This is a genomic window from Pseudomonas sp. H1_F01 (genome assembly GCF_054681425.1).
In genome coordinates this window covers 2,516,121-2,539,303 of the sequence record NZ_CP162823.1, presented here as the reverse complement: position 1 = coordinate 2,539,303, position 23,183 = coordinate 2,516,121, and the positions used below count along the sequence as shown (strand labels likewise).

Annotated in this window: 17 protein-coding genes and 2 pseudogenes; 13 read left to right on the top strand and 6 right to left on the bottom strand. The window is 59.4% G+C overall.

Features of this window, described 5'->3' with window-relative positions; translation table 11 throughout:
• Positions 1–196: 196 nt before the first annotated feature.
• From AB4O09_RS11770 to AB4O09_RS11755, 4 genes and pseudogenes are all read right to left on the bottom strand, one after another.
• Positions 197–2,362, bottom strand: coding sequence for a glycosyltransferase (locus AB4O09_RS11770; RefSeq protein WP_460108248.1), 2,166 nt, complete (start codon positions 2,360–2,362; stop codon positions 197–199).
• Positions 2,355–3,041 carry a 2OG-Fe(II) oxygenase gene (locus AB4O09_RS11765; RefSeq protein WP_003203512.1) on the bottom strand — a complete coding sequence of 229 codons (687 nt, stop codon included), beginning with the start codon at positions 3,039–3,041 and terminating at the stop codon, positions 2,355–2,357. Before AB4O09_RS11765 ends, AB4O09_RS11770 begins: the two co-directional genes overlap by 8 nt.
• Positions 3,035–4,396 (bottom strand): annotated as a pseudogene (locus AB4O09_RS11760) (polysaccharide pyruvyl transferase family protein); the annotation flags it as partial. The pseudogene AB4O09_RS11760 and the gene AB4O09_RS11765, both read right to left, overlap by 7 nt.
• Before the next feature lie 138 nt (positions 4,397–4,534).
• Positions 4,535–5,758: pseudogene (locus AB4O09_RS11755) on the bottom strand (ABC transporter ATP-binding protein); the annotation flags it as partial.
• Between the two features lie 184 nt (positions 5,759–5,942).
• On the opposite strand from AB4O09_RS11755, the gene AB4O09_RS11750 reads away from it, so the two are divergent.
• The 13 genes from AB4O09_RS11750 to AB4O09_RS11690 all read left to right on the top strand — a co-directional run bounded on the left by AB4O09_RS11750 (position 5,943) and on the right by AB4O09_RS11690 (position 21,673).
• The gene (locus AB4O09_RS11750; protein WP_003203515.1) at positions 5,943–6,761 is read left to right on the top strand and encodes an ABC transporter permease; all 819 of its coding nucleotides are present in this window, start codon (positions 5,943–5,945) and stop codon (positions 6,759–6,761) included.
• A 303-nt stretch (positions 6,762–7,064) separates the two neighbouring features.
• On the top strand, positions 7,065–9,359 hold the full coding sequence (locus tag AB4O09_RS11745) for a glycosyltransferase (protein ID WP_223523091.1): 2,295 nt from the start codon (positions 7,065–7,067) through the stop codon (positions 9,357–9,359).
• 47 nt (positions 9,360–9,406) lie between these two features.
• On the top strand, positions 9,407–11,815 hold the full coding sequence (locus tag AB4O09_RS11740; protein ID WP_460108245.1) for a phospholipid carrier-dependent glycosyltransferase: 2,409 nt from the start codon (positions 9,407–9,409) through the stop codon (positions 11,813–11,815).
• A gap of 12 nt (positions 11,816–11,827) precedes the next feature.
• Positions 11,828–12,850, top strand: a complete 1,023-nt coding sequence (locus AB4O09_RS11735; protein ID WP_003203521.1) for a glycosyltransferase family 2 protein — start codon at positions 11,828–11,830, stop codon at positions 12,848–12,850.
• Positions 12,851–12,942: 92 nt separating this feature from the next.
• On the top strand, positions 12,943–13,629 hold the full coding sequence (locus AB4O09_RS11730; protein WP_223523087.1) for a class I SAM-dependent methyltransferase: 687 nt from the start codon (positions 12,943–12,945) through the stop codon (positions 13,627–13,629).
• The gene (locus tag AB4O09_RS11725; RefSeq protein WP_027913024.1) at positions 13,626–14,033 is read left to right on the top strand and encodes a GtrA family protein; all 408 of its coding nucleotides are present in this window, start codon (positions 13,626–13,628) and stop codon (positions 14,031–14,033) included. Before AB4O09_RS11730 ends, AB4O09_RS11725 begins: the two co-directional genes overlap by 4 nt.
• Before the next feature lie 2 nt (positions 14,034–14,035).
• Positions 14,036–15,319: an NAD-dependent epimerase/dehydratase family protein gene (locus tag AB4O09_RS11720; RefSeq protein ID WP_080766480.1), complete on the top strand. Its 1,284-nt coding sequence runs from the start codon at positions 14,036–14,038 to the stop codon at positions 15,317–15,319.
• Complete coding sequence (locus AB4O09_RS11715; RefSeq protein WP_027913022.1) at positions 15,309–16,895, top strand: FAD-dependent oxidoreductase; 1,587 nt, start codon at positions 15,309–15,311, stop codon at positions 16,893–16,895. The genes AB4O09_RS11720 and AB4O09_RS11715 overlap by 11 nt, the downstream gene beginning before the upstream one ends.
• The gene (gene wecB, locus AB4O09_RS11710; protein ID WP_223528190.1) at positions 16,892–18,001 is read left to right on the top strand and encodes a non-hydrolyzing UDP-N-acetylglucosamine 2-epimerase; all 1,110 of its coding nucleotides are present in this window, start codon (positions 16,892–16,894) and stop codon (positions 17,999–18,001) included. Before AB4O09_RS11715 ends, wecB begins: the two co-directional genes overlap by 4 nt.
• A complete protein-coding gene (locus AB4O09_RS11705; RefSeq protein ID WP_013693761.1) occupies positions 17,992–19,098 on the top strand; it encodes a glycosyltransferase family protein in 1,107 nt (368 codons plus the stop codon). The genes wecB and AB4O09_RS11705 overlap by 10 nt, the downstream gene beginning before the upstream one ends.
• 60 nt (positions 19,099–19,158) lie before the next feature.
• On the top strand, positions 19,159–19,422 hold the full coding sequence (locus tag AB4O09_RS11700) for a hypothetical protein (RefSeq protein ID WP_003203536.1): 264 nt from the start codon (positions 19,159–19,161) through the stop codon (positions 19,420–19,422).
• A gap of 81 nt (positions 19,423–19,503) precedes the next feature.
• Complete coding sequence (locus tag AB4O09_RS11695; protein WP_442087941.1) at positions 19,504–19,590, top strand: small membrane protein YohP; 87 nt, start codon at positions 19,504–19,506, stop codon at positions 19,588–19,590.
• Positions 19,591–19,651: 61 nt separating this feature from the next.
• Complete coding sequence (locus AB4O09_RS11690) at positions 19,652–21,673, top strand: DKNYY domain-containing protein (protein WP_460108243.1); 2,022 nt, start codon at positions 19,652–19,654, stop codon at positions 21,671–21,673.
• On the opposite strand, the gene AB4O09_RS11685 is transcribed toward AB4O09_RS11690, so the two are convergent.
• Both AB4O09_RS11685 and AB4O09_RS11680 read right to left on the bottom strand, forming a co-directional pair.
• Positions 21,670–22,710 (bottom strand): zinc-dependent alcohol dehydrogenase family protein, encoded by a 1,041-nt coding sequence (locus tag AB4O09_RS11685; protein WP_003203546.1) that lies wholly within the window; start codon positions 22,708–22,710, stop codon positions 21,670–21,672. The two genes, AB4O09_RS11690 and AB4O09_RS11685, sit on opposite strands and share 4 nt — an antisense overlap.
• Before the next feature lie 117 nt (positions 22,711–22,827).
• Positions 22,828–23,067: a YceK/YidQ family lipoprotein gene (locus tag AB4O09_RS11680; RefSeq protein WP_003203548.1), complete on the bottom strand. Its 240-nt coding sequence runs from the start codon at positions 23,065–23,067 to the stop codon at positions 22,828–22,830.
• Positions 23,068–23,183: the final 116 nt, after the last annotated feature.

Genomic DNA, 23,183 nt, shown 5'->3' with positions numbered 1-23,183 from the left:
GTTGCCCACTGCGCAATACCTTCGTTCAGCCAGCGTGGTTAACGGGGCGCCCGAGATCAACGTCCACGCCGAGGCGGCCTAGTAGCCGACCTGGCTCTCCCGGTCGTACACCCATCAGAACTGTGGGAGCAAAGCTTGCTCGCGACGGCGGAGTCACCGTCGACGAGGATGTTGAAGGTCATGGCCTTGTCGCGATCTAGCCCTTGTCCCCTGTCTCCACGCCAGGCTCGTCGCGATGAACGTGGGCTTGCCAAGCGCCCCATTTGCTTTCGAAGTACGCCTGGTTTTTGTCCCAGAGGGCCTGGTACTCACCACTGGCGATCAGCTTCCTGAACGAAGCCTGCCCGTAATGATGGATAAACGCGTCTTCGGCGCAGACCGTCCGGTAGCCAGCCGCCTGCACGCGACGGCTGTAGTCGTCGTCCTCGAACATTCCGATACCGAATGCTTCATCCAGATACCCCACCTCTTCGAGAATGCCTCGGCGAAAGGCGACACAAAACATGGCGAGCATCGAGATATCGAACGACTGCCCCTTGTGGGCTTTGGTATAGCAGTCTGAAAAATCCTGCATCTGTTGAATGTCGGTGTAGGAAACTTCGATTTTCGCTTCGTTTCCTACCGCATTCGTGACCGGTCCGACCAAGCCGATACTAGGGTCTCTCAAATGCCGGACCAGCGGATCCAGCCAGCCGTCTGGCACTACCGTGTCGTTATTGAACAACAGCAGTATGTCACCGTCGGCTTCTCGCAAGCCCTGGTTATTGGCCGCAGCGAAGCCTCGGTTGTCCGGGTTGAGGATGACCTTCGCGGTCGGCACTTCCTGGCGCAGGCGCTCGAGATAATCGCCCGTACCATCCTCCGAGCCGTTGTCGACGACAATGAGCTGGTAATTGGGCCAGGTGGTATTGCGCAGAATGCTGTTTACACATTGAATCGTCAGATTGAGGTTGTTGTACGTCACGAGCACGATGGAGACTTTTTCATACAGCCCGACGATAGCCAGTTGCATGCTATCGAATCGATCTTTCCAATCATTGGCCCGGGCAAGTTCTACGCGTCGTTTGTACAGGGCCAGGTCGCGCTCGGCCAAGGCACCCTCGATCTGCTCGATGAACTCATCGACTCCGGTTGCGAAGTACAACAGGTCTTTGTAAATGCTCATCTCCGCCAAAGGCGTGGAAATCACCGGCTTGCCTGCACTGATGTACTCGTAGAACTTCACCGGATCGACCGCGTGCGTCACGTTGTAGAGCCTGAAAGGAATCAGGCAGGCATCGAAATGATCCAGGTAAAGCGGCATTTGCGAGTAAGGCTTCCTGCCCAACAACTGGACATTGGGCTTGTGCTCAAGACCCGCCAGATCGTCGACAAAAATATCCCCCACCAGAATGAAGTTCCACTCTGGCCGCCTGTCCGCCAACGCCGCCAGCAAGGGATAATCGAGCCATTGCGCCAGGGCACCGTAGTAACCAATGACAGGCCCGGCAAGCCCGCTCAGCACATCATTGGTAAAGCAGTGCTGCCGAAAAAAAGCGAAATCCACCGCGTTTCGCACCAGCACGCAGCGTGGGTTATGGGCGCACCACTTGTGGTAAAGCAACGCGGCGGAAACGGTCACCAGGTCGGCCTGGACAATCAGGGTCTTTTCCTCGCTCAACAGCTGTTCGCCGATGTTCGGGAAACCATCCCAGTCATCCATGCAGTCATAGAGAATGCGCCAGCCATGCATGGTTCGCAGGCTGAGTGCCACGGGGCTCCAGTAAGCAATATGCACCACCGAGAGGGCGGTTCTGATCTGCATATCGGCGACCAGTGCGGCCATGGCGAGCAGCAAAGCCTGATGATTCTCAGGCGTCACCACTTTTTCGTAATACGCCTCTTGCACATCACGCTGCAGCGCCACTTCAAAAATATTGGGCGCCACTGAGGTCAACCGATAGAGCTGTCCCTGTTCCGGCACGCTGGAAGGGACGATATAAAACACCCGGTAACCATTGCTCGCAAACTGGTTCATCAACTGCTGCGGTCGCTGGAAGCGTGCAGCCCACTCAATGTTGGCGAAGCAGAGAATATCCAGGCGCCCTTTCGTGGTGAAATCCGGGGCGACGTCAGGGTTCGGCAACGGCTGTGGTGCGGCCGGATAGACGATTGCAGCGGCCGTCTCGGGGAATTCCTGCGTGGCGCTAAAACCATAACGCATCAACCGGAAAAGCGAGCGCAGTGGTCGGGTGAAACGCCACGAACGGGTGTTTTGCAGGAAGTCGACTTTTGCCAAGGCAATATCGCGCTCATTGATGGCCGCATCTCTTTGAGCCAAGGCGGCGTCGCGGTCGATCAAGGTGCTGTCGAGCTTAAGCACGTGGGTATCCATGCAGTGGAGTGCTGTCGCCCGGCGGCCACATGGAACTGAGGGACCCCGGTCGGTAGAACGTCGCCGTCAGGCTGCGGCGGGAGGAATGGCAGCCGCTTACCACGGGCGTGACAGCATGCCAGGAGTTATCCGAACGCACCAGGATCGCCGAATTGCCCACCAGGGGCTCGATCTCGGCCGCCACGGCAGTGGGATCGTTGCGGTGCAGGATGTTCAGGCACCCGCCGTCGTTGCGGTCCCAGGACTCATTGAAATACAGGATATGGGTGACCAGTTTATCGGGCAGGTCCGGATGCGCCCCCAGGCTCGCGCCAGGACCGTAATGAAAAACGTTGACCTCCATCGGCACGCTGCGCAGATCAATCCCGGCCAGCTCCGACATGGCCTCTCGATAGCCGGCCGAGCCAAGATCCTGCGCCAGCCTCAACCACGCCTCGCTCAGTTCTTCGGGGAAAGCGATGGTATGGGTGCCCATGTCTACCAGGGCGCGGGCCTCATAGTCATAGTTTTTTTCACCACCATAACCACTCACCGTCTTGAAGTGATCATGAGGGAAGGTCGCCGCCAACGCAGCGGCATCCTCGGCCGAATACAGACTGTCAATTTCAGCCCATGAGAACGGGTGAGACTTTAGCGCCGCTGGCGTGAGACGAGAGAGATCTAGCATTGTCTGTTCTTGTTCGCTGTCAGGTTTCTGATACCACGGGCGATGGAACGCAGTGGTGCGGTCATTCGGAATGAATTGGAATTCTGCAACTCAAGCATCCTGGCGTCACTGAGGGCCAGTTGCTGACTGAGCTGGGCAATCCGTTGCTGCTGGGCAAGCGTCTCTACTGCCGGCTCCGGCGCCGGCTCGATGACCTCAGGCTCCGGCACGGCGGGGCTTACCGGACATTCAGCCGGCAATGGATCACGCCCCTCGGCCGCGGCTTCGAGCAGGTTGGGTAGATGCTGTAGAAAAGCGCCCAACACCGGCTGGGACGAGGTTTTGCCCTGGCGGATGATCGCCGCGACCCGGTCCCAGTGCTCGACCAACCGATCCGCCGCCGCACGCGCCGCAGGCGATGGCCGGGTCTTGCCCACGCGCGCGAGGAACCATTGTGGATCGACCGTCGCCGCGTCCGGCAACGCATGGAGTGAATCGAACTCCGCCAGCGCCGTGTACTTGCCCGTGGTCAGATCCGCCGAGCAGAACACCGGGACGCCAAACGCCAGAGCGGTGATTGCCAGGTGATAGCTATGGCCGATCACCGCTTGGGCCTGGCTGAGAATTTCCGCCATCAGCAACGGCTCTGGCCAGAACGACAAGGTGATGGCCTGGGGCAGGCGCGCCGCAATGACCGACGGATCGTCACCCAGGACAGGGCCAATCGGCACCACCAGGAACTGATAGCCCTGGAACGCCTCGGCGTGGTCTTCGAACAGTTTTACAAAAGATTCCACCACATGAATGGCGTGGATCACGATGTAGGGCCCGGTCAGCCCGGCCTGCTCGCGCAGGCGAACGAACTCGGCGCCAGGCTGCTGCTCATCGATCAGGCGGGGCAAGCCGAACGCGGTGTCGGGCAGCACTTCGATCTCGGCCTGCTGGGTGAGCGCGCCGAGGGCATCGCGCGACAGCGCATCACGGACTCGCACGTACTGGCTCTGCTCAAGAGCCATCGTCAACAACGGCCTGGCCCAGTCGGGAATACTGTTGCAATGCATCCCGGGGGCATTCCACATGACCGGAACCCCGTGCTGCTGCGCGATGAGTGCAGGGGTCAGCCAATAACCGGTAGGGTGATGGATATTGGCGGTTGTCGGACCATAGCCGTGGGCAACGACTTTATCGAAGCGGATCAGGAAGCCACCGCCGATCAAAACACCATCCAGGCTGGCCGCTACATGAGGCAACTGCGTCAACGACGTCACCGCATAGGGCCATTCAGATCGGGTTTTCCCGTGATAGGAAAACCGATGCAGGTTGACTGAACCCAAGCGCCGGGCCAGCTCCGCCTCGGCAATGATCGGAAACAGCAGGTCACCGTAGTTTTCTACATCAAAGGTTCCGAAAATAGCGACCTGCCACGTGCGCTCGTCCAGGTGTTGCGTCAAAACCTTCTCTCCTTGAGCCCCGCAGGCCTTGGCAAGCGCCTCGACTGGTCGAGGGTCGATCCTCTGCAAGCCCAGGTCAACCATGCCCAGGAAATTCTTGTGGTTCGGCAACATGTCGAACGCCAAGGGCGCCACCTGTTTCTCGATCAGTTGCGAGGTATCTTCCGTCGCGCCATGCAACAGCTTGAGCGTGACATGATAGCGCCCCTCGGCGAGGTTGGCCGGGAAGCGCACCGTGATCGCTGTGCGCCGCCAGCCATTCTCGGCCGGGCCTGGTTGCAGTGCGAAGTTGCCCCCGCCGATCACCAGCAGCCTGGCTTCCTGGATGGTGAAGCTGATGTTGGGTTGCGTGATCGACTCATGGAGCAACGCCTCGACGCGGATCTCGATGTCGTCGCCATACAGGTAACTGGAGGAGAGCTGCCGGGTGTTGGTGAAGCAGGCAGCGCTGATGTGCCCCTCTTCGGTCCCAAAGGCCATCCCCTCCTGCCCGCCCATGAATGACTTGCGCGTAACCGGTATGACCCCGCCACTGGCCCAGCGGCGTTGCTCGTCGCGCATGTCGAGCAAATGCAGCTCGGCCATTTCATCGGGCGAGCCGCTGGCAACGACCCGGCCTGCGCGCAGATAGATGACCCGGTGGCAAAAGCGCTTGACCATGCTCATGTCATGGGAGACGAACAGCAGCGTCGTGCCGTTGGCAGCCAGTTCTTCCAGCCGATTCAAGCATTTGAATTGAAACGAGGCATCGCCGACGGACAGGGCTTCATCGACGATCAGGATCTCGGGCTCGACACAGACCGAAACCGCGAAGGCCAACCGTACCAGCATCCCGCTGGAATAGATTTTGGTGGGCTGGTCGATAAAGTCGCCGATATTGGCAAAGGCGAGGATGTCATCGAAGCGGGTGTCGATTTCCGAGCGACTCAAGCCCAGCACCGCCGCATTCACATAGACGTTTTCCCGGCCAGTGAACTCCGGATTGAAACCGGACCCCAGCTCAAGCAACGCCGCAATCCGGCCATGCCCCTGGACACTGCCCCGGGTTGGCATCAACGTTCCGCAGATCAGTTGCAACAGGGTGGATTTGCCACTGCCATTACGGCCGATGATACCGACAGTCTCCCCCCTTGCGATAGTCAGGGAAACATCGTCCAGGGCCCAGAACTCGCGATAGAACCGCTTCCTGCCACGTACCAGCATCTGCAACAGACGGTCCTTGGGCGCATCGTAGATCTGATAACACTTGCTCAGGTTTTCGGCGCAGATGGCCACTTCAAACGACATCGGCAAAACCCTTCCATGAATCACGGCCATTATTGCGGCGTTACTGAATCAGTCCTTCGCTGGATGCTGCGGATGAGTTAAGCACAGATGGGATAAAAAACTGCGAATGAATCTACACTTGGCCTACCCTCCATGAGGATGCGACTCAAGAAGCATCCGCTATTGTCCTAAGGATCAAGCACCGATGCAGTCGTTCAGCACGTCCCCTGCCGCCATGGTCAAGAGTGTCCTGATCAATCGAATATTGATCTACGTGTTGATCCGCAGAGAAGTCATCGGTCGCTACAAAGGCTCGATGCTCGGTATTTTATGGTCGTTCTTCACACCGGTTTTCATGCTGGTGGTCTACACGTTCGTGTTCAGCGTTGTCTTCAAGGCCCGCTGGTCTGGCGGCGGAGAATCCAAGAGCGAATTCGCCCTGGTGCTGTTCGCTGGCCTGCTGGTGTTCAACCTGTTTTCCGAATGCGTGAACCGTGCGCCGGGCCTGGTGCTGGCCAATACCAACTACGTCAAGAAGATTGTGTTCCCACTGGAAACCCTGCCCCTGGTGTCCCTCGGCGCAGCGCTGTTTCACATGGGTGTCAGCGTCCTGGCCTGGCTGGTCTTCTATATCGTCCTGTTCGGTACCCCTCCGGTAACCGCTCTTCTGCTACCGGTGGTGCTGTTCCCATTGGTGTTGCTGACGCTGGGGATCTCCTGGTTTCTCGCCTCGATAAGCGTCTACCTGCGCGATATAGGCCAGTTCATCGGCATTATCATCACGGCGATGCTGTTCCTCTCACCGATTTTCTATCCACTTTCGATACTGCCCCAAAGCTACCAGGCCGCCCTGCAGGCAAACCCCCTGACGCTGCCGGTGGAAATGGTTCGCGATGTCATGTTCTGGGGCAAGGCGCCACAATGGGAGCACCTGGCCGCTTATTCGGCGATCTCCGTGCTGATTGCCTGCGCAGGGTTCGCCTGGTTCCAGAGGACACGCAAAGGCTTTGCCGACGTCATATGACGCTTGGTTGCGTGGCGCCCCATCCAGCAACCGCTATGATGATTCATGGCACGGCTGGAGCCTGGGCCTGTCTGATGATTGAAGCCAACATCGATCCTGCAAGACCGAGTTTGCGTTGCCGTATTGACCAAAGGACCAGAAAACCGCATGGACCAGATCAACCGTCTTGTTGATTGCATTGACAAATTGACTCGCTCAACACAATCCAGATCCATCGAAGCCTTGCAACTGGTCAAGGAAATCGAGAATCGAGATCGGCTTATCAAACAACTGAACCTTGATTCAAAAGCGCTTCGCACTCGCGTGTCCCTTCAAGAAGGTGAGACCGGGCGACTGCGCGAGCAACTGCGGGCGGCTGAAAAGCGCCTCAAAGAGGTCGAGACACTACTCCAGACAAAAGAAAGCGAAGCTGTCGCGCTGTCCGATTGGGCGGTGGATTTGCGCGCCCAACTGGCGGCAAAGCAGGCTGAGCTGTTCAAGCTTTCGGACTGGGGCAACGCCATCGAACGCGCTCCGCTGCGTTATTCGATACGCAAGCAGTTGTACAAGCTATCGCGCCGGGTCTACGCCTGGCTGCCACTCACCGCCCAGCAGAAAAGCAAGCTGGCGCACCGGATTCGAAGCTGGTTGAAGCGCCGCAAGGCAACGCCGGGCGAATCAGCGGCGCCAGCAAGCCTCACCCCGTTGCAACACCTGCCACCGCCCGTAAACCTTGAAGTACCGTCTTGCCCCGGGCAACCCATGATCCTGATGTTCGGCGTGATTGACTGGCACTTCCGCATCCAGCGCCCGCAAAACCTGGCCAAGGAGTTGGCCCGGGCGGGACAAACGACATTTTATATCTCGAACCATTTTATCGACGATGAGGCCCCCGGCTTCGAAGTGGAACCCTTGGAGGGCTCCAACCGGCTGTTCCAGATCCGGTTCAAGGTGCTCGGCGCACCGGCCATTTATCATGCCCCACCGTCAGCTGCCGCGATCCGCCAGTTGTGCCAAGGCCTGGCCATGCTCCTGCAATGGGCGAACGTCGATGTCGTGGATTGCATCGTCCAGCACGCCTACTGGTTCCCGCTGGCAAGGCGTGTCCCCAACTCCACGCTGGTCTATGACTGCATGGATCACCATGAAGGCTTTGGCAACGTTGCCCAGGAGTTGCTCGACCTTGAAATCGCCCTGATGCGCAGGGCGGATTTGCTGGTGGCGACATCCGACTGGATCGAACAACACGGCAAGCGGGAAAACCGCAACGTCGAGGTGATCCGCAACGCCTGCGAGTTCAGCTTCTTCAGCCAACGTCCCGACAAAATCTATCGGGACCCCGCCAACAGAAAAATCATTGGCTACTACGGCGTCATTGCCGAATGGTTCGACCTGGACCTGATCAAGCAAGTCGCCCAGGCATTCCCAAAGCACCTGATACTGTTGATCGGCAGCGATACCGTCCAGGCGAAAAAATACTTCAAGGCCTGCCCGAATGTGGTCCTGGAAGGCGAAGTCCCGTACGCCTCCCTGCCTTATTATCTCTATGCCATGGACGTTTGCCTGCTGCCGTTCAAGGTCATGCCTTTGACCCTCGCCACCAATCCGGTCAAGGTCTATGAATACCTGAGCGCGGGAAAACCGGTGGTCTCGGTGAAACTGCCGGAGTTGAGCCAGTTCGGCAAGCTGGTCTGGGCGGTTGAGGAGCCGACCGAGTTCATCTCGGCCATACGCGATGCGCTGGACGCAGTGCCAGAAGCCAGCGCCACGCCAAAGGCGCGCCAATCGTTCGCCCGGGGCCAGACCTGGCAGCATCGGGCCGCCAGCTTGCGCAAGGCCATCGCAACATTGCCCCAGCCCAAAGTCAGCGTCGTGGTGTTGACCTACAACAACCTCGAACTGACCAAGGCCTGCCTCGACAGCCTGTTGACTCAGAGCCAATACCCGAACCTTGAAATAATCGTTGTCGATAACCACTCCAGCGACCAGACCCCGGCCTACCTCACCGCCTGGGCCAAGGGGCATCCAGACCGGATCGTCATCCTCAACCCGGACAACAAGGGATTTGCCGCCGGTAACAACCTGGGCCTAGCGGCAGCCAGTGGCGACTATCTGGTGGTCCTGAACAACGACACGGTCGTCACCGCCGGTTGGATCAAAGGCTTGATCCGTCATCTGCAGGACAACAAGGAAATCGGCATCATCGGCCCGATCACCAACAACATCGGCAATGAGGCCAAAGTCAGCACCGGCTATGACCGGTTAGAAGACATGCCCGCCGAAGCCGCGCAAATGACCCGCGCGCGCATGGGTGAGTGGTTCGAGATCAACACCCTGGCCTTTTTCTGCGTGATGTTCCCGCGTTCGACCTACGAGCAGATCGGTGGCCTGTGCGAAGAGTATGGCCTGGGGTTCTTCGAGGATGACGATTACTGCCGTCGCGTGCAGCGGCGTGGCATGCGCGCGGCCTGTGCCGAGGACGTCTTCGTTCACCACCACCTGTCCGCCTCGTTCGACACCTTGGGTGCCAAGAAAAAACAGGCACTTTTCGAAAAGAACCGGGCGATCTACGAAAGCAAGTGGGGATCCTGGGTCCCGCACACCTACCGAGACGTATAAGCACCCTTTTGCATGGCACCGAGGTGCTGAACAGCCGAGACGATATTTTGCCCAGATTCAGCCTGAAATACGCAGTGGTGTTGTTGGTTTTACTGGCGAGTGCGGTGGTCGGCGTATACGGTTTTTCGACGCTTGAACTGGCGTCCATGAACAGCGGCACCCGAACGATATTGCTGTCACTGGCAGGCCTGGCCGCCCTCACCGTCTTCACTCGCAAGCCACCGATCATTCTTTGCCTGGGTCTGCTGGCGTGCCTGTCCATTGTCTGCGCACAGATTTGGCCGGTGATGGTCGTCGCGGTGTTCGCACTGTCTTCGACCGTGCTCGGCAGGTGGCTGCTCAGGCAGGACGCCTTGGACGACTGGAGCGTCCACCTGCTGGTGGGAGCCGGTACGTTCGGCACACTGACAGGCCTGGCGGCCTACTTGCCAATCAACTACCCCTGGCTGTATGGCGCGCTGCTGTTGTTGCCGCTTGTATTGGGTCACAGGCACGTCACGTCGATAGGCCGTGAACTGTTGCGGCAAATCCGGGCCAGCCGCTCAGCGCAAACACCCCTCCAGACGGGGTTCGACGTACTGATCTGCAGCTTCGCCTGCCTCTACGTGTTGGTCGCCTTCATGCCGGAGGTCGGGCATGACGCGTTGGCCATGCACCTCTTCGTCCCGTCACACCTGGCCCAACAGCATCAATGGAAGTTCGATGCAAACACCTATGTGTGGGCGGTCATGCCCATGCTGGCCGACTGGATCTACAGCATTGTCTATATGCTGGCCGGTGAAACCGCCTCGCGCCTGAGCAACAGCGCATTCACCTTGCTGCTGGCCTGGCAGATCCGCAACATGACCCTCTGGGCCGGTGGCTCTGCCACAAGCGCCCGCTGGGCCAGCCTGATCTTTCTGTCAACGCCCCTCGCCTTCGCTGAAAGCAGCAGCCTGCATATCGAATCGGCGTGGACCGCCTTCATGATGGCCGGGACGCTGGCGATCCTGAAGGTCTCAAGCTTCACGCCGGAGCCCAGGGAGCGCCTGTCGCAATTGCTCCTGGCGGGCCTCCTGCTGGGCTTCGCCATGGCGACCAAGGCCGTGACCTTGAGCGTCCTGCCGGTCCTGCTGGTGATCCTCTTGCTGCACTACAAGGCCTGGGCTGTCCCAGGAATCGTCAAGACACTCCTGCTGGGCAGTGCCGGCCTGATACTGGCCGGTGCTACCCCTTACGTCTCTGCCGGGTACTTGACCGGCAACCCCGTGTTCCCGTTTTTCAATGCCATTTTCCATTCGCCGCTCTGGCCGGACATCAACTTCGAACCACCGGCCATTTTCGGTACCGGGGTAACCTGGGACACCCTCTATCGAATGGTCTTCAAGTCGCCGCAGTTCATCGAGGGGCGGGTTGGCGCGGCGGGCTTTCAATGGCTGCTGCTGCCCACGGCGGCCGTCGCCGTGCTGTTGAGCGGCAACAAGAAAGCCCTGTGCATCCTCCTGGTCGGCGCCGGCGCAATGTTCATGACGTTCCACTCAACAGCCTACCTGCGTTATGTGTTCCCCTCCTTCGCGCTGTTCTCAGTGATCCTGGCCCTGCCCTTTTCCGACGCCAGGATCTTCCCGCGCAGCCTCGCCATCGTGGCCGGTGCCGTGTTGATCCTGACCAATACCCGTTTCATCCAGGCCGCGACTTACTATGGCGAAATCAAACCTTCTGCACTGTTGAGCACGGCAGGTCGGGATGCCTATCTATTGGAACGCCTGCCCATCCGAAAAATGGTCGACACCGTCAATGCCTTGAATACCGGGCATCAGCCCGTAGCGGTCTTTGCGTCGCCCTTGATGGCGGGTTTGCATGGCGATGCTCTTTACGCGTCGTGGTACAACCTGAAATGGAAAAGCGAGTTCGACGCGGCGGCCTCGCCATCAGAACTTGCCCAGCGCTTGCGCCGGCGCCAGGTGAGCTGGCTGGTGATCGACCTCAAGTCCCTTCCCCAGGCACCACTCGATCGGCTGCTCACGGTGTCCACGTCGTATGCCAGACTGGGTGACATGGAACTGCGCAAGCTCAATGACACGCACTACGAGCACCTGCTCAACCCAGAGCTGTCCAGCCTTGAGGGCTGGAGCCTGACGTCACCCTCGACCTACGACGCCGCGCGCAAGATCCTGACCGTCAGTGTCAAGACACCGGCAACCCAGCGTGTCGACGTGACGCCGGGGCTGACGTACATCAACAGCGTGTCGGCACGCTGCGCAACGACAGCCACGGCCGGAAGAATCCAGGCCAATTGGATGGACGAACAAGGCGACTTCATTACCACCAGCATCGAGACGTTTGACTGCACCACGCAATGGGAGACCCATGAGATGAACGTCGTAGCCCCTGCCAATGCCACATCCGTGATCATTTACGCATCCGGGCATACCGACACTCCCCTGGAGTTCAAGTCACTTTCATTCAGGCAATAGTTGGCGATATCGATGAACTCAAAAACAGCGCTTTTCACGGACGAGCAACGCGTCGCCGTCGTCATCCCCAGCTATCGGGTCACCGCTCATATAGGCGCCGTCATAGCGGCCATAGGGCCGGAGGTCTGGCGCATCTACGTGATCGACGATGCCTGCCCGGACGGTTCAGGCGGGCATGTCCTGGCCTCCTGTAACGACCCTCGGGTCAAGGTGCTGCCCCATGACGTCAACAAAGGCGTGGGCGGTGCGGTCATGACCGGTTATCGAGCCGCCCTCGACGACGGCGCGAGTATCATCGTCAAAGTCGACGGGGACGGTCAGATGGACCCGACCCTGATCCCGCTGTTCATCGAGCCGATCCTGGCGGGAGAAGCCGACTACACCAAGGGCAATCGGTTTTTCGATCTGGAAGAAGTCCAATCGATGCCGCGCATTCGCCTTTTCGGCAACGCCGTGTTGTCGCTGATGGCCAAACTGTCGACGGGTTACTGGGATCTGTTCGACCCCACCAACGGCTACACGGCGATTCACCGTGACGTCGCCAGGCTGTTACCCCTGGACAAGGTCAGCCAACGCTACTTTTTCGAGACCGACATTCTGTTCCGCCTGAACACCGTGCGCGCCGTCGTGGTGGATATTCCGATGGAAGCCCGATACGGCGACGAGGTCAGTCACCTCAAGATCTCGAAAATCGTCGGTGAATTCCTGTTCAAACACCTGCGCAATTTCACCAAGCGCGTGCTCTACAACTATTATCTGCGCGACATGTCCCTGGCTTCGATCGAGCTGCCGATCGGGATTCTCATGTTCTTGTTCGGCATCTTTTTCGGCAGTTATCACTGGTATGAATCGGCGCAGAATGGCATCGCGACGCCAGCCGGAACCGTGATGCTCAGCGCACTGCCCATGCTCATGGGGTTGCAACTGATCATGGCGTTCCTCGGTTATGACATCGCCTCCGTACCCAGCAGGCCACGGCAATCCAGGCGTGGTAGAGCCACCTCATTGCGGGAAGAAAACTCATTAAAGCGCTGAGAGAGATTTTATCGGACCCGTCGCTCAAGACATTGGATGTCGATGGCAGCGAACGCCTGGAACTTCACGGCAAAGTGCTTGAACGCAAGCGAATGCTTCGGGAAGTATTCGTGGAGTTCCACCACGCGTTTCATCGCCTGGCAGACCGCTATTTCAAGGTCGAAGGTCTTGAGGTGGAGTTGGGGGCAGGCATCGCGCCCATGCGCAATTCGTACCCTGAAGTATTGGCGACGGACATTGTCGCCACCGAGCAACTGGACATGGCGCTCAATGCCGAGGCAATGAGCCTGGACGATCATTCAGCCAGAGTATTTTACGGCCAGAACTGTTTTCACCACTTCCCTCATCCCGATCGTTTCTTCACGGAGCTGGAAAGAACCCTCAAGGTCGGCGGCGGCGCCATATTGATCGAACCCTTCCACGGCCCCTTTGCCGCTTTTCTCTATAAGCGCCTGTTCAAGTCCGAAGGCTTCGATATGCACTTCCCGTCTTGGGAAACCCCGTCGACCGGGCCCATGAACGGCGCCAACCAGGCCCTCAGCTACATCGTCTTCGTTCGCGACAGGCAGGCGTTCGAGCGCAAGCACCCGGGCCTGGAAATCGTCCACCAGGAAATCTGCGGCAATTATCTGCGCTACCTGATTTCCGGTGGCTTGAACTTTCGCCAGTTGCTGCCCGACGCGCTGATCCCTGTGCTCAAGGTCGTTGAAAAACTGCTGTATCCGTTGAGACGGGTATTGGCGCTGCACCACATCGTGGTCATCCGGAGGAAGTCTTGACCTTTATCCGGTACGGCGCCATCCAACTCGTGGCTTATGCGTTGGACATGGGAACCTTTTTGCTGTTGATGGCCTTGTTCAACGATCAACCCGTCCTGGCCAACATCGCCGGTAAAGGCGTCGCCGGTGTGTTCGCGTTCTTTTTGCATAGGCACTTCACGTTCCAGTCGACCGGGGGCAGCAGCAAGGTTCAAGCGGTGCGCTATTTCTCATTGCTTGCCATCAATATTCCGCTCGCTTCAGCGCTGTTCAGCGTGGGGCTGTATTTCGTCAACAGCCCTGCCCCGGTGAAATTCGTCTCCGACGTGGTCTGTGTGGCCCTGACCTACTGGATCAGCAAACTGTTCGTGTTCCATTCCGCTGCGCGCCCGCCTGTTTCCGCTGACCGCGGCGAAGGCGCATGACGATGAAGCTACTGATTACCGGCGCGACAGGCTACATCGGACAACGCTTGTCTGTCCTCGCGGCGGCAAGCGGACACGAGGTCGTGTGCGCCACGCGCCAGCCGTGTCCCGCCACCTATACTTGGCTCCCTTATGACCTGCGGGGCCCGGCGCCCGAGTTCCCGGCGGGCACCCAGGTGTTGATCCATTTGGCGGCCGACACATCGACAAGCGCTGACGCCGACGCGGACGACGAAATAAAGGCGGCCCATGCACTGATCCGTTGCGCCCAACAAGGCTCGGCCAGGTTCATCTTCATCTCCAGTCAAACCGCCGAGGCCACGGCCCCTGGCGTTTATGGCCGGACAAAATGGCGTATCGAACAGCACGTGCTGGCCGCCGGGGGCAGCGTGATCCGTCCCGGCCAAGTGTATGGTGGCCCCGAACGCGGGCTCTTTGGCCTGTTGTCAGGGCTGGTGCGCCGAAGCCCGTTTATTCCGATCCTGATGCCGGCGCCTGGCGTACAACCTATTCATGTCGACGACCTGGCAGCCTCGATACTGGCGGTCGTCGAGCGGGATGACCTTCACGCCGAAATCCTCAATCTGGGCGCCGTACAGCCGATTGCCTTTGGCCGCTTCCTGATGTCGATTGCCGCGCACCGGGTGCGTGCCGCTCGCCTGCCTGTCCCTCTGCCGGTGGCATTGCTCAGGCTATTGCGCCTGTCACTCGGACAATCCTTGAGCGCCAAACTGGGCCTTGAACGGATTTTTTCCCTCATCCACCTGCCGCCCATGGACAGCGAACGTTCCTTGCAGAAACTCGGCATCCGGTTGCGCCCCCTTGCCCACGGCATGCATCGCTCCGGCCATGGGCAACGTCGTGGGCTTCTGCAAGAAGCCACGGTGCTCTTGCACTACCTGCTCAAACGCCCGCCGCAAAAAAGCCTGGTCAGTCGCTACGCCAGGGCGTTGGAACGTGCGGGCAAAACCCGATCCATCATTCATTCACGCTTGCTGATGCGCTGGCCGATATTCCTGGCGCTCCTGGACAATCCCGGTGTCCTGCACAAGCCCGACGGCCAGGAACTGGCCTGGCGCCTGCAGATTGCACTCGGTATTGCCGAAGCCAGCCCTCAGGGGGCGCAGGTGTTTCTCGGCACCCAACAGCCGCGCAGCCTGATCGCCACGCTGGTTGCGCTGGGACTCACCTCGGTCAAAGCGCTGGCGTGGAAGATAGCGGCGCTGTTGGGCCGCCCCTTTGCCCGCCAGTTGTTGCTTGGAAGTGAAGCCCACCGTGAAGCCTGAATTTGATGTGATCATTGTCGGCAGCGGCCCGGCCGGGACTTCGGCGGCCTATCCGCTGGTCAAGGCGGGCCTGAACGTCCTGATGGTCGACGCCCAGGCCAATACAGGCTCAGCGCCGCCGCCGACGCGTCCATTTCTCAGCGCCAGGGCAAACGATGAGCATCAGTGGAAATGGATGATCGGCGAACACTTCCACGCCTTGAACCAACTGGACGCGGTATCGCCCAAGCTGAAGACGCCGACCCACGCCCATGTCTTCGAAGGGTTCAGCGCCCGCAATCGCATCGAGACCGACAACTTTATCGGCATCGGTTCACTGGCCACCGGAGGCCTGTCCAATGCCTGGGGTTGCGGCGTGGCAACGCTCGGGGCCAGCGACTTTGCCGGGCTGCCCATCGATTGTTCCGAGATGCAGGCATCCTATGAAACGGTATCTCGCCGGATCGGTATCAGTGGCCGGATCGACGACGACCTCTCAAGCTACTTCGGCCTCGATGAGTGGTCGCAACCGCCCCTGCCGTTGGACACACTGCACCAGCGTCTGCTCGATCAGTACACCCGGCGCCGCTCGGCGTTTCCCGAACTGGGGTTTCGCCTTGGCCGCTCCAGGGTCGCCGTATTGAGCCAGCCGCTGGACGAGCGCAAGGCTTGCGACCTGTCTGGAAACTGCTTGTGGGGCTGTCAGAACCAGGCCTTGTACAGCGCCTCGCAAGAGCTGCAAAAACTCAAGCAATACCCTGGGTTCCAGCACGTCCAGGACTTCCTCGTGGAGGATCTGCAGAAACTGGACGGTGCATGGGCGATCACCGACCATCGCTCCGCCCGGCGCTTCTGCGGTACGCGCCTGCTGCTGGCGGCGGGCACCCTGGCCACGACCCGGCTCGCCCTCAAGAGCTTGAACCATTCGGCCCCGATACCGCTGCTGTCATCACCGACGGCCGCCTTCCTGCTGTGGCTGCCAAAAATGCTCGGAACCCCAAGGGTGTCGACATTTGGCCTGGGCCAGCTATCGTTCGCCTTGACGCTGACGGCCAGTACCACGGCTTTCGGTTCGACGTTCAGTACCACAGGCTTGCCGATGACCGAGTTTGTCAGCCGGATCCCCATGAGCAAACGCTACAGCATCGAACTGCTGAAAAACCTGCTAAGCGCTTGCCTCGTCGGGAACATCTTCCTTCCCGGGCACCTGTCCAATAACACCGCGGTCCTGCGCCCCGACGGCTCGTTGCGCATCAACGGCCAAGCACATCCCGAGCTCCCCGGGCTCATGAAAACTGCCGAGGCAACGCTGCGCCGGATCTATTGGAAAATGGGCGCACTGTTGATGCCCATGAGCTTCACCGTCGGCAAGCCGGGGGCGGATATCCATTATGCGGGAACCCTGCCCATGCACTCGACGCCCAGGATCGGGCAGACCGATTGCATTGGCGAAGTCGCGGGCCTTGGCGGCGTGCATATTGTCGACGGCGCCTGCCTGCCCAGCCTTACCGAGAAATCCCACACGCTGACCCTCATGGCCAACGCGGACCGGATAGCACGCTCACTCGTAACAACGATAGGAAATCAAAAGGCATGACCCGCAAGGTACTCTGCATCGTCGGTACGCGTCCGGAGGCCATCAAAATGGCCCCCGTGATCAAGGCGCTCCAGGCCCAAGACAATATCGTTTGTCGGGTGCTCGCCACCGCCCAGCACCGAGACCTGCTGGATCAGGTGCTTGAGGGCTTCGCAATCACCGCCGACCTGGACCTGGACATCATGCGCCCCAACCAGTCATTGGCGGCGCTGACCTCACGCTTGCTGCTTGGACTCGACGGCGTACTGCAAGCCGAGAAACCGGATGTCGTGCTGGCTCAAGGCGACACGACCACGGTCATGAGTGCTGCACTGGCGTGTTTCTACCTGCGGATTCCCTTTGGCCATGTCGAAGCGGGCCTGCGTACCGGGGACCTCGGCAATCCGTTCCCCGAAGAAGCCAACCGGGTGATCGCCGGCAAGCTGACCCGCTGGCATTTCGCGCCCACCCAGCAGGCCGTGGACAACTTGCTGCGTGAGGGTGTCGCCACCAGCAATATCACCCTGACCGGCAATACCGTAATCGATGCCTTGCTGATGACGGCCGCACAAGACTCCACTTTGGCTATCCCACTGGATGCCAGCAAACGCCTGGTGCTGGTGAGCGCCCATCGCCGGGAAAACTTCGGCGAACCGTTCCAGAATATCTGCCAGGCACTCAAGCACCTGGCCGAACGGAATCCGGACATCCAGATCCTCTATCCCGTCCATCCCAACCCGAACGTCAAGGATGTCGCGCACCAACTGCTCGGGCGGACCCCGAACATCATCCTCTGCGCACCGCTGGATTACGCGCCGTTTATCGCGGCAATGAAGCGCTCGTACCTGATCATCAGTGACTCCGGGGGCGTGCAGGAAGAGGCCCCGGCCCTGGGCAAACCGGTGCTGGTCCTTCGAGAGGAAACCGAACGCCCGGAGGCGGTCGACCTCGGCGTGGTCAAGCTGGTCGGCACCAACCGGGACACCATCGTCGAAGCAGCACAGCGGCTGCTCGATGATCCGCAGGCTTATCAGGCCATGGCACGCGGGGTGTCCCCCTATGGCGATGGCAAGGCCGCCGCGCGCATCGTCGACGTTTTAAGGCAGCACTTGCAGCCATGCGCATGATCTACCTGTCCCCGTTGCCATGGGCCAGCTTCAGCCAGCGCCCCCATCACTTCGTCAACTGGTATCACAACCAGACCGGCGCGCCAGTACTCTGGATCGATCCGTACCCGACGCGTTTACCCACGCTGAACGATTTCAAGCGCAAGCCGCCTGTTGCCGACCAGCAAAGCGTCACCGTTCCGCCCTGGTTGCAGGTCTGCAAACCCCGGAGCTTACCCATCGAGCCTATTCCGGGCTCGGCCATGCTCCTCAAGCGACTGTGGTGCAACCTGTTCAAAGAGGCCGCGGCATTTTCCGCAGAAGGGCCGCCCCTGATCTGTGTCGGAAAACCTTCCGAATTGGCCCTGCAACTGCTCGCCCTCATCCCTGCAAGCCATGCCGTCTACGATGCCATGGATGATTTCCCGGCCTTTTATCAGGGCCTGTCACGCAGGTCCATGGAACGTCGCCAGGCACAGCTCATTCGACGGGTATCCAAAGTACTGGCGTCCTCCAACCCCCTTCGCGACAAACTCCTGGGCACAACCGACCAGGTGGAACTGGCCCTCAATGCCTGTGACATGCACGCACTGGCGCCGGTCGAAAGCCTGGACTTCGGTGCCAAGCAACAGGTACTCGGCTACGTTGGCACGCTGGGGCGTTGGTTCGATTGGGAGCTGGTCATCGCGCTGGCGCAGGCCAATCCTGGAAACCGCATACGGCTGATCGGCCCCCTCTTCACACCGCCGCCTTGCGTATTGCCCGCCAACATCGAGCTGCTCGCCGAATGCTCCCACGCCAGTGCAATCGCCGCCATGGCAACGTTTTCGGTGGGCTTGATCCCGTTCAAGCTCAACCGCCTGACCGCCTCGGTCGACCCGATCAAATACTACGAATACCGCGCCCTCGGCCTGCCCGTCATCTCCACTCGCTTCGGTGAAATGGCCCTGCGCGACCGGGAACCGGGCGTCTGGATCGTGGATCAAGGCACCGATCTGGGTAAAACCGCCATGGAAGCACTCGCCAGCCAAAGCGACCGCTCGACTGTTCAACAATTTCGTCAGGCGCACCTTTGGGCTCAGCGTTTTTCTGCGATCAATCTCAAAAACGGCAAATAACGGCCGATACCCAGGATAAGACCCCGCGACTGGGGCGCAGGACAGAACGGTAGGTCAGTCATGACAGAGATTTATTTGCTGATAGCGCACGGCACGGACCAGGGCGAAGCTTACGTTCTGGGCTGGTTCGACGACCGGAGCAAAGCCCGGGAAGTGGCCGAGCAGAAAGAATGGGAAGCGTACCGCGCCAGCCTGAAGGAGAAACATCCTTGGTCCAGCCACAAACCGCTGGCGCCGGACCAGACGGACTATCGCCGCTACTGGATCAAGACCATTTCCAAATTCGAGCATGTGCCAGTGCCCAGATCCTTTGCGGTTCATTGATCACCACGCATGAATATTCAACGAAACGAGCGATATCGGTAGCGGTCTAGACGATTAAGCCCATCCGATGAGAGCGTTTTTATGTTGAAATTCCTTGGCGGTACCGTAGGCATCATTTTCCTGATTGGCCTGATCGTGGTGATTGCGCTGTTCAAGTTCATTTTCTGAGTGTGGCAGCGGCGATCATTGCCTTGGCGTTCCACCTCCCTGGAGAGCAGTTCGCAATAACATGACAATCACAGGGACGGATAAGGCTGACTGGGAGCCGCTGCAACTTGAATGGCATCAAGGTTTCGCCTTCGTCGACGGTGTGCTGCTGGGCGACGGGCAAGTGCCTGATGTGTACATCATGCTCAACCCCGAAGGTGCATACCCCAGCGCGATAGCACAATCTGCCAGTGCTGGGCGTTATCCGCCCTCGCCCTTGCTGGCCGATCAGCCGGTTTGGCGACATCGACGCAACCATTGGGTCTTGCGCGACGCCCTGCGTGATTACTACCTGCTTCCAGCCTACCGGGAGCGCCACGGCTACCACGCGCTGCAGGCCCTGCCGTTTCGCTTCGACAACGGCCTGGAAAGCCTCGGCCACCAGTACTGGCGCGACGCAACCGGCGCCTATTGGTTTGGCGACTACGCGATCAGCCGAATCCCCGAGGCACGACCCGACAGCCTGGCCCTGTTGCCAGCGTCGCCAGCCTCGGTGACGTCAGCCTCTGCCCTGTTCAGCGACGGAGTGAATATCTTTCTGCAAGGGCTATTTATCGCCAGCGCCACGGCGCGGGTGCGCTATTGCAACCACCCTTCCTATCGAGTGATCGACGATCAGGTCTACAAGGGCTTCAAGCCCCTGCATCAGAAGGACGGCACGCCGCTGCCGATCGCAAACCCCGACGACTTCCAGATGCTCGCCCATCGCTGGGGCACCGATGGGCAATCGATCATCGTGCAAGCGCAGCAAGGGTCGAGCATTTCATATGAATACTTCTACCGCATCGACAATGCCGACCTGGCGACCTTCACCGTGCTTAACGAACGCTGCGCCAAAGACCGACACCGCGCCTATTACCTGACCGGCAAGAGCATTCGCTACGTTGGCGATTTCCACCTGCTCAAATGCTGGCAGCCAGTGTTTGATGAGTGCGGCAGCGTGGTCAGCGCCAGCGAACGCGAGCATGATTATTTTGCCGTGGACGACACATTCGTCTACGCCGCCGGAACCCGCTTGCGTGATGCCCATGGTCCGAGTTTTCGCCACTTGGGGTTCGACTATTACCGTGATCATCAGCACGTCTACAGACGCCAGAAACGCCTTGATGTCGACGTGGAAAGCTTCGTAGTGACCCAGCTCTATCGTAATGACCAGGATTACGCGCCCGTGCTGGTCGGTGACAAGCACGGCCCGCTGGGTTCTGGCGGCATCATCGATGCGGCCATGCAAGAGGCATGGGCTCCTTACTTCGAAGCCCATCCGCAGTTGAAGGACTATTGGTGGCACCGCCTACAGGCCCTGCCTGAAGAATCGCAAACACCTGCAGAAACCCTGCCCTTGCGTGCCATCGGCCAGGGTTTCGAGCTGGGCCGCCAGGTGTATTTCCGTGGACGCGTGATCAACGGGCTGGACGCGGCAAGTTTCAAACTGCTGGACACGCACCTGTGCGGCGATGCCCAGGGTTTGTATCTGATCCCGTTTCATAACGCCGAATCCGAGGTACCTGAACGATTTTCCCAGGAGCCCGCGGAGCATTTCCGCTCACTGGGTGCGCCCTACCTGACTGACGGTAAGACCGTGTTCTGTCACCGGATTTTTTACCACGTCCCGGAACCGATTCGTAAGGCGCAAGCGGTCACGTTCGAATCCTGCGGTCATGGTTGGGCCAAGGATCGGGATGCGGTGTATTACTACGGCGAGGCGAAAAAGCGGCTACATCCCTCGGACACCCGCATTCTCGGCACCTATGCCATCAGCCCTAGCCTGATTCTCTCGGAGGGCAAGCCGCTGGATGTGGCATTCGACCCTGATGAAGTCCGCGTGCCCCATCCCGACTTCCTGCAACTGGGCACGCGCAAGTTGTTCTGCCACCGACGCCCGCTGAGCGCCAAGCGGATCGACCTGACGACCCTCCAATTCCTGAATGACCGCTACGCCCGTGACCAACATCGAATCTATCACTACGACGGTTATGCAACCCTGACCGAAGTCGACGAAGCGCATTATCGGGAATCGCTCGGCCAGCCGGCGGCGAACGCCTAGAACTCCGTCACGACCGTCACCCCTGCCGTGTCAAACCGATCCATGTTCATGAGCGCATCAATTGATTGTTCGAGGCTGATGGTCTTGCCCACCAGTTTTTCAGGCGCCAGCTTGCCAGACGTGATCATCTCCATCATCGCGCCGTAACGGTGAGCCTGCATGCCATGGCTGCCACAGATCTCCAGCTCGTAGGCAATGACCTTGCTCATGGGGATTGCCGGCGTGCTCTGGTCCGCCAGCATCAAACCGACCTGGACGTGCCTGCCGCGCCGTCTCAGATTATTGATGGAGTTGAAGCAGGTCGTTGGATGGCCCAGGGCATCCAGCGAAACATGAGCGCCGCCCTTCGTAATCTCGAGTACCGCCTCGGTCACATCCGCCACGCGGCTTGCGTTGACCGTCGCAACGGCACCAAGCGACTGGGCAAGCTTGAGCTTGTCGTCGCAGATATCGATGGCGATGACGTTCGCCCCGATAGCGTTGGCGATCATTACCGCGGACAACCCCACACCGCCACAGCCATGAACCGCCACCCATTGGCCCGCCGAGACCTTGCCTTGATCGACAACCGCGCGGAACGAGGTGACGAACCGACAGCCCAGGCTCGCCGCCGTGGCGAAATCCATGTTTTCAGGCAGCGCGACCAGATTCAAATCCGCCTTGTGAATCCCCACGTACTCGGCGAAAGAACCCCAATGGGTGAAGCCCGGCTGAAACTGGCTGTGGCACACCTGCTGGTTGCCGCTATTGCATTCCGGGCACGCCCCACAGCCACCGACAAAAGGCACGGTGACGCGATCGCCCACCTTCCACCGAGTGACATCCCGACCCACCTCCGCCACGATCCCTGCCAATTCGTGACCGGGCACGTGGGGCAGCCGGATGTCAGGATCATGACCTTTCCAGCCATGCCAGTCGCTTCGACAGACGCCCGTGCCAAGGACCTGAACCACCACACCGTGACGCTCGGCGGTCGGGTCTTCGACAGTCATCAAACGCGGGGGTTGGGAAAAGGCTTCGTAAACTACGGCTTTCATGAGGATCCCTCTACTTTAGAAAAGCGCTATGCCTGAATCCGGGTTCGCGGACGGGCCTGGCCGCGAACCAACGCCAACAGTAACCACAAATCCCCGACGCGTAAAAATCCCTGTCTCTTAGAGGTTGCAGCTGTACTGGTATTCGAAGGGGAAGAATACGGTATCGACCACCAATGAAAACGGCGCGTCGATAAGCAAGAATGGGATCAGCTTCCCCTTGGACGTGCCCACCAGCCACCAGTCAAACCGCAGGCCGATATAGGGGCATCGGTGTTTGTCGTAATCCATCCGCATCGCGGTGGCCATGCAGCCGCTCAAGCTGGCGATCAGAATCAGCAGAATCACTTTTTGTAGCACGTAATGTCCTTATTACTTCTTTGCGAAGAGCTGGATAGACGCTTTCGCTAAAAGCGAGTCACCCTTCATATCAAGATGGCCTTAAACCCAGCGCAAAGAAGGATCCTTTGAGGTCA